This is a genomic window from Ligilactobacillus sp. LYQ135 (assembly GCF_053711055.1).
On record NZ_JBSJYT010000010.1, the window covers coordinates 52,301 to 65,812 of the forward strand.

Below are 13,512 nucleotides of genomic sequence, written 5' to 3' on the forward strand. Positions count from 1 at the left end.
ATTGTAAAGTAAAATCACCCCAATATTTTTGAGAATCCACCTAAGTTCTTACCATCTGGTAAGATCGTATTCCATTGCCAATTATATTGAAGATCATTCAAAATGCCATTCATCTTAGTTTCAGTAGCTTTCTTGTCACCATTGAAGAACCTATCGGCTAATTCAAGATTATCTTTATATAAAATATGATAATAAACATAGCCTGCAAGAATATTGTTAGTTACTTCACCAGTATGATCATCGGGATTTTTCAATGAATTTGATTGGTATCCATGACCTGTTTCGTGGAAAATCACCCATTCTGGTTGAAGCCACTGCCACCCACGATAACTATACACTTCTGTGCGACTTGCAGTATAGCTTGCACCACCAGCTCCATGTGAATCTGCAGTATAGAAGTACTTATAGTTAACTAATTGATTATAAACTTCATCTGCATCTTCTGATAAACCGACTAACTTATTGTATGTTGGGAATAAAATATCATCATATAAATGCAATACATCATTTAAGTTCCGACATACATATTCGCACCTATGGCAACAGAATTCCCGTTTTTGTCAAATCCTTTAGGCGCCTCATTCATATTTTCTACATACTCACGATCATCAGTTGGAAGCAAGATTTGGAAAATTTTCCCTTCAATAATTGCATAACTGTCACCTTCTGCCCAGTTTTTCAAAAATTCTTCTTGATCATCATTTTCATAATTATAAACGGGAACTTTTTTATGTGAACCACTTAAACTAAAATCAATTGAAATTTCAGTTGGTAAGTCTCCTTCAGGTGTATTAATGAATGGAACTAAATCCACATCATTAGCTGAGCCCACTGCTTCGCCCTTAGAATTAGTATGTTCTACTGGCGGGTTAAGTGCTGTAATTGTAGCATTTTGATGTGGTTTTATAGTTATTGCCTTGGGCATGGCTTGTGAATCGTTTGTCCATAATGTAATTACAATTGGAGTATCACTATTATTTGTAATCGTCAATTCCGCACCAGGTTGCATAATATATCCTAATGCTTGGCGATCTTGACTTGCTCCTCTTGGCATACTTACATTTTTATATGGTTGTTTGGGTAAAGTATAAATTGATTTTGTTCCAGTGATGGCTTCGCTTGATGAAACATATGAAACATCAATTGCTTGTGAAGTATTTGCACTTGTAATAATATCCGATGAAGCAAATACTTGTGCATTGAAAATTGGTGCAGATGTGGCTACACCGATTGTACTTATTCCTAAAACTGCCATCGTTTTAGTTAAAGTCTTATTTAGAATCATATCCTTAAACCATTCTTTTCATATCTCGCCAAAATCAAATTATAAAGTAAAAATATATTAATATTCAAGAATAAATCACAAACATTTTTATAATTTTACTTAAAAATAAAAAGCAGTTAAGGACGTAACGAATATCAAATCCTTTAACTGCTTTTTTTGTTAAATTTTATTATTTTTATTCATATGGATCTTCAGAAACATCTTTCTTTACAAATCCTAAAATTAAACCAGCAATAATTGCGCCTACGATTGTGGCAACTACATATCCAATCCAGTTAGTTGCTAATGGAGTTACCCATAAACCACCGTGAGGAGCAGGAACACCAACTTTAAGTAATCCAACAATTGCGCCACCAACAGCTGAACCTACAATGCATGATGGAATTACTCGCAAAGGATCAGCAGTAGCAAATGGAATTGCACCTTCTGTAATGAATGAGAATCCTAATACCCAGTTAGTTACACCAGCTTGACGTTCTTGTTTTGTAAATTTCTTCTTGAATAATGCTGTTCCAATAGCAGTAGCAAATGGAGGAATCATTCCACCTACCATAACTGAAGCCATTAAAATTGCAGCTATTGCTGAATGAGGATCATTTGCAAATGCACCTGAAGCAAATACATAAGCTGCCTTGTTTACTGGACCACCCATGTCAAATGCCATCATTCCAGCTAACAATGTAGTTAACAGTACTAAGTTCCCTGTTCCCATACTGTTTAAGAAGTGAGTAATTGCTAAGTTAATTCCTGAGAAGATTGGATTGATAATGAAGTACATGATCAATGCAATAAAGAGTAATCCTAAAATTGGATACAATAACATTGGTTTCATACCTTCAAGTGATTTAGGTAATTTAGCAAATAACTTCTTCAAACCAACCATAATATAACCAGCAATGAAACCAGCAGCAATTCCGCCTAAGAATCCAGCAGATGCACCTGCAGAATGATGAATATTAGCAATATAGGCTCCACCAAAAGCACCTTTGTAAGCCATTGCCATGAAACCACCAACAAAACCTGGCATCAAGGCTGGTTGATCACCGATTGATTCAGCAATATATCCTGCTAACACTGGAACCATAAATGCAAATGCCATATTTCCAGCGTTATTTAAGAAAATAAACGCCTCAGAATTAGGACCACCCATGTAGTTTTCAACTACAAATGAAAGGGCCATTAAAATCCCACCACCAATAACAAATGGAAGCATGTGGGAAATCCCATTCATCAATTGTTTGTAGATGTTAGCCCATACTCCGCCTGCCTTTTCCTCAGTACTTTCTTCAGCATCATCACCTGCAGAATGATATATTGGTGCTTTGCCATCTAACACTTCTTGAATCAATTTTTCAGGTTCTTTAATTCCGGCTGTAACTGGACGATTCACTAATGGTTTATCATCAAAACGAGACATTGCAACTTTCTTATCAGCAGCAACAACAACACCTTTTGCACGTTTAATTTCATCAGCAGTTAATTTATGCTTGATACCTTCAGAACCATTTGTTTCAACTTTGATGTCAACCCCGAGCTTTTTAGCAGCTTTCTTCAAGTTTTCTTCTGCCATGTATGTGTGTGCAATTCCGTTTGGACATGCTGTAACAGCTACAATATATGGTTTATCTGATGAAGTTGCATTTTTTTTAGCTTCTTCTTCAGCTTTATTTTGTGCCTCTTTTTCAGCAATTGCCTTTGCGAAAATATCTTGCACTTGATCTGGAGTTTCCGCTTTCTTCAATGCAGCTACTACATCTGGATTCATTAATACTTGTGATAATGCAGCTAAAGCTTGCAAGTGAGTATTATCTGCACCTTCTGGAGCTGCAATCATAAAGAATAAGTGCGTTGGTTGACCATCCATTGAGTCAAAATCAACTCCAGCTTTACTTCTAGCAAACATTACAGCAGCTTGTTTAACTGCTTTATCGTGAGCATGCGGAATTGCAATTCCATCGCCCATTCCAGTTGAGCCTTCTGCTTCACGCTTTAAAATATCTTTCTTGTATAATTCTTCATCATCAATGATGCCTTTTTCATAGTAATTATGAACCATTTCATCAATTACGCCTGCTTTAGTCGTTGCTTTTAAGTCCATAATCATGATGTTTTTCATCAACAATTTACGAATGTCCATGCTAACACTTCCTTATTAAACCTATTTATATTCTGTAATTTTAATTTGTGGTAAAATTTCATCAATTTTAGCACGAGTTGCTAAATCTTCTGAAAAAGCAGTTGCAGAACCTGAAGCTAAACCATATCGAAAAGCTTCAACTACATCTTTTGTTTTAGCAAATGTACCAGTAAATCCTGCAAGCATTGAATCTCCTGCACCAACTGAATTAACAACAGTTCCCTTAGGAGCAAGTGAACGATAAACTTTATCCTTAGTAACCATTAAGCCACCATCACCTGCCATTGAAATCAACACATTTTGTGCACCCATTTCAAGTAACTTTTTAGCATACTTTACAATGTCATCGATTCCATTAAATTGGACCCCAAACATATCTGCTAATTCATGGTTATTAGGTTTTACAACAAGAGGATGTTCTGGCAAGGTTTTTAATAAACTATCACCAGTTGTATCAATTACAAATTGAGCACCTTTTTGGCGAATGATTTTGATTAAATCAAAGTAAAAATCATCCCCTAATCCTGGAAGTAAGCTTCCTGCAAAAATAACAGTATCATCTTCTGTTAAATGATCAAATTGTGCTTTAAAGGCTTCTAATTCAGCATCATTTAATTTAGGACCTTTACCATTGATTTCAGTTTCTGCTTGCGCTTTAATCTTTACGTTAATTCGTGTATTTCCTTGAATTGAAGTAAAGTTAGTCTTTAATCCGATTTTTTCAAGCGAATCTTTCACAAAATCACCGGTAAAGCCACCTAAAAATCCCCATGCAACACTATCGTGACCAAGTTCTTTTAGGATTCTAGAAACATTAATTCCCTTTCCACCTGGAAGCATGTTGTCGTAATCCATTCGATTAACTTCGCCTAATGTTAGTTCTTTTAACTGCACAATGTAATCAATCGATGGATTAACAGTAACTGTATAAATCATCGTTTGACCTCCTCAACTGTTGTTTGTTTCGTAAATGAACGAAGCAACTTTGCAGATGTTGGCTCAATAATTAAAGTTGCTGCATTGAGTGGTGCAACTTGCATAAATGATACCTCATTTAATTTAGAAGAGTCTGCTAAAACAAATGTATGTTGTGATTTTTGCAACGCAAATTCTTTAATCGCCGCTTCATCTGGATCAGGAGTGGTATATCCATCAAGTGGATGCACTCCATTTATTCCGAGAAAAGCCTTATTAAAGCGTAACTTACTTAATTGCTCAATTGCATTAATTCCAACAATTGCTTTAGTTGTTGCTTTAAGTTGTCCCCCTAACAAAATTGTTTGAATATGTCGTTCTGCAAGCGCAGATGCATGCAAGATGCCATTGGTCACAACTGTAATTCCCTTATTTTGGGGCAAATAATCAACCATTGCTAATGTAGTTGTTCCAGCATCCAAAAAAATTACATCCTCCGAATTAATGTGCATGGCAGCATGTCTTCCAATTGCTTCTTTTGCATTTGGATTTTGCAATGCTTTTCCAAACATATCTGGTTCGTTTTGTAAGGCATAATTAATTTTAGCTCCTCCATGAACACGTTCAAGCAATCCCCGTTCTTCAAGGACTTGTAAGTCTCGTCGAACCGATGATTCTGAACAATGTGTGCGTTTGCAAATCTCTTGAACTTTAACAATTCGATTGGATTTTAGCATATCTAAAATTATTTGTCGCCGTTCTTCTGCAAGCATTTTCATTCCCTCCGTAATTCATTCTATCATCATTAATAATCACTTTCAATCACATTCAGTCAAAAATAATCAATTTTATGATCAATTTTTAGTCTACTTATTCATTAAAGCACATACTTTTCAACTACTTTTCCTAAACCATCATGATTATTATCATCAGTAATAACTGTAGCAACTTCTTTTATGCGCTGATTACCATTTCCCATCGCAACACTTAAATCAACTTCTTCAAGCATTGTTAAATCATTATTTTCATCACCAATTGTCATAATTTCATCACGTTTAATATTAAGTGTTTTAGCTAACTTTAAAACTGCATTACCCTTCGTTGCTAGTGGATTAGTAAATTCTAAAAACCATGGTGCACTTAAAACTACATAATAATTATCTTTAATTTCTTGTGGAATATGATCACTTGCTTGAGCAATTTTTTCAGGATCATCTACCCACATAAATTTAGTTCCCTTAATTTTATTATCTACCTCATCTAAATTCCGATAATGAAGTGGCATATTAGTATAAAAGGCATCAATGACTGAATATTTACTAATATCTTTATCTGTCACATATAATTGCGAGTCAGGAGTAACTAGTTGTCCTTTAATATTTAACTTCGAGCTCATTTTGACGAATTCTACATATTCTTCATATGTAATGTCATTTTCAAAAATAATTTCATTGGTGCCCACATTCATTGCTTGTGCACCATTAAATGTAATTGCATAGTCATTTTTTCCAGTTAATCCGAGTTCATCTAAATAGTTTTGAATCCCAGAAACTGGGCGTCCAGTACACAAAACCACATAAACACCCTTATCACGTGCTGCTTTCAAAGCTTTGAGTGTTCGGGTCGTAATTTTTTTATCATCATTTACTAAGGTACCATCAATATCAGTTGCAATCATTTTAATTGTCATTATTTATCCCCTTTTCGACGTTTTCTTATTAAACTCAGAATACCATAAACTCACGCGTAAAATCTTTTCCTAAAAGGAATTTTTTTGTAAAATGTAAACAAAGACTTTATTAGGGAGGTTTTTAGATGTTTAACATGATTCCAAATGACTATCCTGAAGTTCTTACTAAATTAAGTTGGCTTCAATCAAACGGCTATCCAAATGCGACTGAGAAAGGCGTTTTACGTGACACTATTATTTCTGGAGCACAAGATTTATTTGATGAAGCCTTAGAAGATTCTTACTGGACAGTTTTATGGGATGTTGAAGACGAAAAATTATGGGTTCGAGGTGCCATGAGTGAACGTTTAGGGGAATTAGTTCCACGCGATGGCTTTAAAACCTTTGCTGATGATTTCAAAGATAACCCATATAAATTCTGGGAAAACATGGGACAACAAGTGCGCTTAATCGTTGGAAGTGAATAAAGATACTATGAAAAATTTAAAACGAAATTTACTTTTAATTTTTATTGCCAACGCTATTCTTTTAGCTGGTTTTTTAGCAGTAACGATTCAAAAGTTTACACTGAATCCACAACTAACATTTGGAGTAATTGTTCTTTTAGTTGTTGACTTTGTTTTGCTTAGCACCTTTACTTCACTGTTAACAATTGGAATTCAGTTTATTATTCGAAAAGTACGTCAAAATAAAAATAAAGAATAAAAAAAGTAGGCAACCAATGTCAAAACATTGATTACCTACTTTTTATTATTCTTCTTCAATGTCATCCATATCATTTTCGATATCTTTTGAAACAACTTTTTCAGGAGTTCTTGCAACCATTACATCACATCTAGCTGTTCGCATAACGTAAGTTGCAACTGATCCTACCATAATTCTTCTAATCAAATTCTTCCCTGTTTCACCAACAATAATCAAGTCATTCTTGTATTCTGGTTGAAAATCTTCAACAATAACTGTTTTTGGATTACCAAAACGTAAGTGGACAGAAACTTGATCTTGTCTTAGTCCAGCTTCGACTAAATGTTCTTTTAAGTCATTCATATATTTTTCGCATTCTTGGACTTCTTTATAAATACGTTCACCATCAAGGGTGATGCCCGCATTTCCATATTCAAGCGAATTCATATCTAATACCCATAAAACGTCAAGATGAGCATCATTTCTTTTTACAATATTCAATGCGTCAAATAAAGCAACTTCTGACCCCTTTGAACCATCGATAGCAACTAAAATATTTTTGTAGCCTAATGCCATAATCAACACTCCTATTCACCTATCTATTTTAATGATAGCTTTATCATGCATGATTTTCAAGTAACTGCTTCCACTCATTTCAATATAATAAAAAAACTTGGCATAACCCAAGTTTTCTACTACTTATCTTCATCTAACATAATTTTATGTTTTTCTTTTAACGCTGCTAATTTTTCAGGCGTTAAATTACCTAAACCAACTAATTTTTCTTCGATCATTTCTAATACTTTTACGCGATCTTCCATGTTAGTTACAAAATCATATTCATCGCCATCAATAACTAACATTGGTGAGGCATTGTATTCCTTCATCCAAATATCATATTGTTTCAATAATCGATGATAATAGTCCACAAGAGATGGATCATTTTCAACTAATTCATACTCACGACCACGTTTTTCAATTCGTTTAAGCATTGTTTCATAGGATACATTGATCATAATCATTAGATCCGGAGATTTTTTATGTGAAGCATAGGGTAATTCTTCCATCATATTAGCGAGCAAACTTTTATAAATGTCATATTCTACATCCGTAGCATTACCCATTTCAGTATTCATTCGCATAAAAATTTCGTCTTCATAAATTGAGCGGTCTAAAATATTATTATCTTCTTCCATCGCTTGCTTAATCATTGCAAAACGACGATTTAAAAAGAATGTTTGCAATAAATAAGCATATGGATTAGTTGCTTCTTTGTCCCCAGCTGCACGTTTCTTAGCCGCAATTTCATTTCCTTTATAAAAAAGCGGTAATACCGGGTTATCTTCAACTGGTTCATAAAATGCTTTTGTTCCTAATTCTTCTGATAAGATCTCTGTAAGGCTTGACTTACCTGATCCAATAATTCCTGAAAGTGTAATCAAAATGATAGATGCATCCTTTCTTCCGAGACCGTAAAGTCCAGCCTCTATTTTTGCCTGATTAACTCAGCATCATCTATCATACTCTCATTTAACTAAAAAATAAAGCTACATTTTGGGGCTTTAAAACCGCTGAATCACTATATATAGTACGAAAGAAAGCGAATTACTTAACCATAATATTATAAAAATTTTATTTATTTTCGCTTAATAATAACCCCAATAATTAATCCTGGAATATAAAGAAGTAAACTAATTGGAAAAAGCATTGCTAAAACCGCTGGAATAATCGCAACAAATAAAGCTAGCCGCCAAATTTGTTTATTTTGATTTAAAGTTTTTTGTACCTTATCTTTATCAACATTTCCCGGGTGATCACCTTGTTTAGGCATCATCATTGCCATTATTATCATCCAACCAAATAGGTTCACAAATGCGATTATTCGCAAAATATTAATGATTCCTGTTAATATTTCATTCATTTTCGTTACCATTATTCCTTAGTTTCAATTTGCGCTTTAAAGACCTGTCCATCATCTTCGACCATTCCAATCATCGTATCAAATAATAATAAGATCCAGCCAAAAGCAAGCACAAACGCAATTAATTCAAATACCGTTAAGGAAATCAAATAAAATGGTTTAAACATCAGATCAACAACCACTAAACCAACACAAAGTGCATACGAAATTGCTAAAAAGCGTTTCCCAACTTCTGGAAGCAACCAGCGAATTCCTACAATTAAAATAATAATCAAGTAAACTAAGTAACCTGCAATTTTATCATGTAGAATATGGAAATTATCGTTATTTGGAAAAAGCCCTACTGCTCCCATATCAAGCGCAGTTAAAGTTAAAATTAACCGTAAAACCGTTGTACGCCATGAATTTTTAACAACTTCTTGTAATGAAACAAAAATATAATCAATTAACGCCACCATCAATAACGATGAAAATACTAGCGTTAAGTTAAATTGCCAGCTATTATTTGCATGTTTAGTTCCTAAAAAACTTAAGTTATGTTGCCACCAATCACGTCCATTTGATGCCATTGACATTACTGCACCACTAGTAATCACTAAAATCATTAATGTTGTTAGCATTCCATAATTAACTGCCAAACCAATTCGCACCATTAAGTAATTAACGGCGGTAACAAAAACAAAAAATAAGCCCATGGTAGTTAAATGTCCAAATGTTACTCCCGTAAAAATGCGACTCATTCCCCAAGCAATTCCCATTAAGGCAAGTGCCAACATTAAAACAAATGAAATTACAATTACCGGAAAAGTGCGCCAAAATGTATACGCTGAATAACTAACCGTAATATTTTTCCGATTGGCAATAAAATATGCACTAAACATAATCATCCCTGAAATTCCGCCAAAAACGATCAAACCACTTGCAATTGATTCATTTCCGACTAAAGGAACTTGTTTTAGGTGAATCACATTAATATAAATCCAAAAAACAACACTTGTAATTAAGGATGCTAAAATGATCCAAGCAACGTTAAATTGACGTTTATTAGTTGCATTCGTTGTCTTTTTTAATCTTAATTCACCATTTTTAGCCGTAACTTGCAAATCATCCCCATCATGCAAGTCATATTTTTTGATCAATTCATCCGGCATTGAAACCGTTAATTTCGCCATTCTAAATATTCCTCTCACAAATATAATCTATTTTTCATTATAACAAATTCATTGTGAACAAATGCTCTAAAGCCCACTTAAATTTATTTAAAAATACTTTTCACCTTTAATTCTATTTTGTTACAATGAAAAAAATCATGAAAGGAAAATTCAGTAGATTTTTCAATTAAAACCATTCAAAAAAGCGACTATTCTCAAATTGACCACGTAGTTAAAAGTGCTTTTGAGCAAAGTGATCTTGGTTACAGCGAAGAAGTTGAGATCGTTCATTCATTGCGCCAATTAAATGATTATGATTCTAACTTAGAAATTGGGGCTTATCACAATAACCAATTGATTGGAATGGGACTTTTAAGTAGTGGTTATATTGAAACTGATTCTCAAACATTAGATGGATTAATTCTTGCTCCTGTTGCAGTTGATCCTCAATACTAAAATCAAGGTGTTGGCAAGCAACTTATCTTAGAACTTGAACAACGAGCTGCTAATATAAACGCAGCTTTCATTCACTTAGTTGGTCACCTAATTATTATCAAAAGTTAGGTTACCAACCATTACTAACTGGAATTTAACTTCAGCTTTAGATGGTTCTGTAGATGTTTTTATGATTAAAGAAATTACTGATCGTCCATTTAAAAAAATCATTGATGGCCAAATCCACTATAATGAAGTTTTTGAGCAAAAAAATAGAGATTGCTAATTGCAATCTCTATTTTTATTATTTATTTTCTTTGTTCTTTTTGATCACTTTTTTCTTTACGTTCTTCCACAACCAACTTGCCATCCTTCATATCAGCAACTAAATGCTTTACGTCTGGATTATCAAGGTAAAAGTCAGTTACTTTATCACGAATTTGTTGTTCAATCACTCGCCGTAATGGACGTGCTCCCATTGCTTCATCATAACCTTGTTCGATCAAGTAATCTTTAGCTTTTTCAGAAACTTTCAAATCAATATTTTTCTTAGCTAATGTTTGGTTAACTTCATCTAACATTAAATCAACAATGTGTTTCAAGTCATCTTTTGTAAGATGTGAAAATTCAATTACCGCGTTGAACCGGTTCAAAAATTCTGGACGGAAATATGGAGCGATCTTCTTCATAATATCTTCGTCCTTCTTTTCGTTACCATTTGGTTCCTCATTTCCAAAACCAGCATTAGATGTTGCAATAATAACGGTGTTCTTGAAGTTTACGGTATTTCCTTGACCGTCTGTTAACCGGCCATCATCTAAAACTTGTAATAATAATGTGATAACTTGAGGGTCGGCTTTTTCAATTTCATCTAATAAGATGATTGAATATGGATTACGCCGTACTCTTTCAGTTAAAGTATTATTATTATCATCATACCCTACATATCCAGCTGTAGTTCCGATTAATTTAGAAACTGCAGTCCGATCAGAATATTCTGACATATCCAACCGAATAATTGCATCTTTAGAACCAAACATATCTAAGGCTAATTGTTTTGCCAATTCTGTTTTACCAACACCTGTTGGTCCTACAAACAAGAAGCTTCCAATTGGACGGTTACCTTCATCAAAACCTGCTCGGTTACGCCGAATTGCACGAGCAACCGCATCAACCGCTTCATCTTGGCCAATTACTTTACCTTTCAAACGATCGCCAATTGTCTTTAAGCGTTCAATGTCACTTGCACCCATTTTTGATACTGGAATTCCAGTTAATCGTTCTACTGATTCCGCTACATCATTAACAGTTGCAGTAACCTTTTGTTCTTGTGCATGATTATCAATTTGTTTTTGCAAATCTTTAATCTTCGTTTTAGCATTTAAAGCCGCTTCATAATCTTCATTTTCAGCTGCTTTATCTTGTTTTTCTTTTTCTTTAGCAATTTGCTTTTCAATATCCTTTACATCAGTAACTGGATGCTGTGCTGCTAAGTGAGCTGCTGTCATATCAACTAAATCAATGGCCTTATCAGGTAAACTCCGTTGTGGAATATATTGAATTGAGTAATCAACAGCTGCTTTCAAAACTTTATCAGGAAGTTCAACATTATGATGTTTTTCATATAATGGACGAATTCCTTGTAAAATCTTAAATGTATCTTCAGCACTTGGAGCATTTACAACTACTTCATTGAACCGCCGTGCTAAAGCTGCATTTTTCATAATAGTATTGTGGTATTCATCTTGAGTAGTAGCACCAATTACAGTGATTTCCCCCCGTGACAATGCTGGTTTCAAAATATCAGCTAAACCTTTGGAACCATTATCGCCACCCATACCACCAGCACCTAAGATTTGATGGATTTCATCAAAGAATAAAATTACATTTCCACGTTCTTTAACTTCCTTGATTAAGTTTTGAATATTTTCTTCAAAACTTCCACGATATTGAGTACCAGCTTCCAAACCAGAAATATCAATACTAATAATTTCTTTATTCTTAATTGCTGCTGGAACATCACCATTGACGATCGCTTGAGCTAAGCCTTCAACAACAGCTGTTTTACCAACACCGGCATCTCCAACTAACACTGGATTATTTTTTGTACGCCGTGATAAAATTTCAGCAGTTTCTTGAATTTCTTTATTTCTGCCAATCACTGGATCCAATTTACCTTCACGTGCTTCTTCAGTTAAGTTGCGTCCTAATTTTTCTAAAATACCGTCTTTTTTATTTTTGCCTGCTTGCATCTTACCTTGAGCATTAGCTCCCTTTGGCAATTTACCTGTTTTACGGTATTGAGCAAATTCTTCGGGAGTAACTTCGCGACCGTTAATTAAATAACGGCGATTTTCTGAATTATATCCATTCATACCTCCCATTAATTGATTAAAAATATCATCCATATTATCAAATGGTCCTACTGGAATATCTGCCATAATAGTATACCTCCGTTTTCTTTCTTAATACATATCAGTAGATAAGTTAGTAACAAAAAAGTCCGACTGATACACAAACCCAAAGTGACTCAACCAAGACTTCCTGCGGTTACAAAACCTTACTATTCATCATCATCTTTATCATTCATCAAATAATCTTCTTCTAACTCTTTTAACACTTCCCACATTGCTTTATGCTGAGCTTGTGCTAAGGCATCTAAATCACGTAGATTTATCGAGGTAGCCTTTGATTGCTCCTTGTTGAATGATTTATGTAGAGTTGTGTAACCGTAGCCCGATATCTTAGCCACCCGATAAATTGTTAGATTTTGATGATCGAGATAACCTTTAATATCGATTTTCATCTCTATCACATCCCTACATTTTTAATTATACTACATTTGTGGTATATTACAAGTGTGAAACACTCAAAAATGCAAAAAATTTTTTCTTTCCTATATAATTACATAAATTACTTGTAAATAACCCTAATTAAGTGTTTTTTACAACAAACATGTTAAGATAAAACTGGTGTTAGAAATAACACCACCCTTTCCAAATTATTATCAGGCTAAATAGTAGTAGAAGAAATTCTATTACTATACATATGTCTGTTCTTTCAATAATTTGGGAAGGGTTTTTTATTTTTTCAAAGTTTTTTATGTTATTTTTTACATTAAAGATGTATAATAATAACTGTTTAAGAAATGATGATTTCTCATCATTTAAAATTTTACCTTTTAGGAGGAATATTAATATGACTACAAAAGTAGGTATTAATGGTTTTGGTCGTATCGGCCGTTTAGCATTCCGTCGCATTGCTGAAGTATCAGACAACTTGGAAATCGTTGCT

General features: G+C 33.9%; 16 protein-coding genes. 4 read left to right on the forward strand and 12 right to left on the reverse strand.

Annotated features, from left to right (window positions below):
* Positions 1-14: 14 nt before the first annotated feature.
* The 6 genes from ACWCL1_RS07945 to ACWCL1_RS07970 form a co-directional block, all read right to left on the reverse strand.
* Positions 15-500: a M60 family metallopeptidase gene (locus ACWCL1_RS07945; RefSeq protein ID WP_454546376.1), complete on the reverse strand. Its 486-nt coding sequence runs from the start codon at positions 498-500 to the stop codon at positions 15-17.
* Between the two features lie 8 nt (positions 501-508).
* The gene (locus ACWCL1_RS07950; protein ID WP_454546377.1) at positions 509-1,285 is read right to left on the reverse strand and encodes a hypothetical protein; all 777 of its coding nucleotides are present in this window, start codon (positions 1,283-1,285) and stop codon (positions 509-511) included.
* A gap of 175 nt (positions 1,286-1,460) precedes the next feature.
* Complete coding sequence (locus tag ACWCL1_RS07955) at positions 1,461-3,422, reverse strand: PTS fructose transporter subunit IIABC (RefSeq protein ID WP_454546378.1); 1,962 nt, start codon at positions 3,420-3,422, stop codon at positions 1,461-1,463.
* A gap of 21 nt (positions 3,423-3,443) precedes the next feature.
* The gene (gene pfkB, locus ACWCL1_RS07960) at positions 3,444-4,358 is read right to left on the reverse strand and encodes a 1-phosphofructokinase (protein ID WP_454546379.1); all 915 of its coding nucleotides are present in this window, start codon (positions 4,356-4,358) and stop codon (positions 3,444-3,446) included.
* A complete protein-coding gene (locus ACWCL1_RS07965) occupies positions 4,355-5,110 on the reverse strand; it encodes a DeoR/GlpR family DNA-binding transcription regulator (protein ID WP_454546380.1) in 756 nt (251 codons plus the stop codon). The genes pfkB and ACWCL1_RS07965 overlap by 4 nt, the downstream gene beginning before the upstream one ends.
* A gap of 104 nt (positions 5,111-5,214) precedes the next feature.
* Complete coding sequence (locus ACWCL1_RS07970) at positions 5,215-6,027, reverse strand: Cof-type HAD-IIB family hydrolase (RefSeq protein ID WP_454546381.1); 813 nt, start codon at positions 6,025-6,027, stop codon at positions 5,215-5,217.
* 125 nt (positions 6,028-6,152) lie between these two features.
* Here ACWCL1_RS07970 and ACWCL1_RS07975 point away from each other — a divergent pair, with 125 nt between their 5' ends.
* A complete protein-coding gene (locus ACWCL1_RS07975) occupies positions 6,153-6,494 on the forward strand; it encodes a hypothetical protein (RefSeq protein WP_454546382.1) in 342 nt (113 codons plus the stop codon).
* Between the two features lie 7 nt (positions 6,495-6,501).
* Positions 6,502-6,732: a hypothetical protein gene (locus ACWCL1_RS07980; protein ID WP_454546383.1), complete on the forward strand. Its 231-nt coding sequence runs from the start codon at positions 6,502-6,504 to the stop codon at positions 6,730-6,732.
* A 45-nt stretch (positions 6,733-6,777) separates the two neighbouring features.
* Here the strand turns inward: ACWCL1_RS07980 and ACWCL1_RS07985 are convergent, their stop codons facing one another.
* The 4 genes from ACWCL1_RS07985 to ACWCL1_RS08000 all read right to left on the reverse strand — a co-directional run bounded on the left by ACWCL1_RS07985 (position 6,778) and on the right by ACWCL1_RS08000 (position 9,804).
* Positions 6,778-7,287, reverse strand: coding sequence for a universal stress protein (locus ACWCL1_RS07985; RefSeq protein ID WP_454546384.1), 510 nt, complete (start codon positions 7,285-7,287; stop codon positions 6,778-6,780).
* Between the two features lie 119 nt (positions 7,288-7,406).
* Positions 7,407-8,153: a deoxynucleoside kinase gene (locus tag ACWCL1_RS07990; RefSeq protein ID WP_454546385.1), complete on the reverse strand. Its 747-nt coding sequence runs from the start codon at positions 8,151-8,153 to the stop codon at positions 7,407-7,409.
* A 194-nt stretch (positions 8,154-8,347) separates the two neighbouring features.
* Positions 8,348-8,554 (reverse strand): hypothetical protein, encoded by a 207-nt coding sequence (locus ACWCL1_RS07995; protein WP_454546386.1) that lies wholly within the window; start codon positions 8,552-8,554, stop codon positions 8,348-8,350.
* A gap of 89 nt (positions 8,555-8,643) precedes the next feature.
* Complete coding sequence (locus ACWCL1_RS08000; protein WP_454546387.1) at positions 8,644-9,804, reverse strand: DUF998 domain-containing protein; 1,161 nt, start codon at positions 9,802-9,804, stop codon at positions 8,644-8,646.
* A gap of 273 nt (positions 9,805-10,077) precedes the next feature.
* Between ACWCL1_RS08000 and ACWCL1_RS08005 the strand changes: the two genes are divergently transcribed.
* Entirely contained in the window at positions 10,078-10,239 is a 162-nt protein-coding gene (locus tag ACWCL1_RS08005) for a hypothetical protein (protein WP_454546388.1), read from the forward strand.
* 287 nt (positions 10,240-10,526) lie between these two features.
* On the opposite strand, the gene ACWCL1_RS08010 is transcribed toward ACWCL1_RS08005, so the two are convergent.
* Positions 10,527-12,659 carry an AAA family ATPase gene (locus tag ACWCL1_RS08010; protein WP_454546389.1) on the reverse strand — a complete coding sequence of 711 codons (2,133 nt, stop codon included), beginning with the start codon at positions 12,657-12,659 and terminating at the stop codon, positions 10,527-10,529.
* A gap of 122 nt (positions 12,660-12,781) precedes the next feature.
* Complete coding sequence (locus tag ACWCL1_RS08015) at positions 12,782-13,024, reverse strand: transcriptional regulator (RefSeq protein WP_454546390.1); 243 nt, start codon at positions 13,022-13,024, stop codon at positions 12,782-12,784.
* Between the two features lie 392 nt (positions 13,025-13,416).
* Between ACWCL1_RS08015 and ACWCL1_RS08020 the strand changes: the two genes are divergently transcribed.
* On the forward strand, positions 13,417-13,512 hold a 96-nt coding region (locus tag ACWCL1_RS08020; protein ID WP_454546244.1), incomplete at its 3' end, for a glyceraldehyde 3-phosphate dehydrogenase NAD-binding domain-containing protein.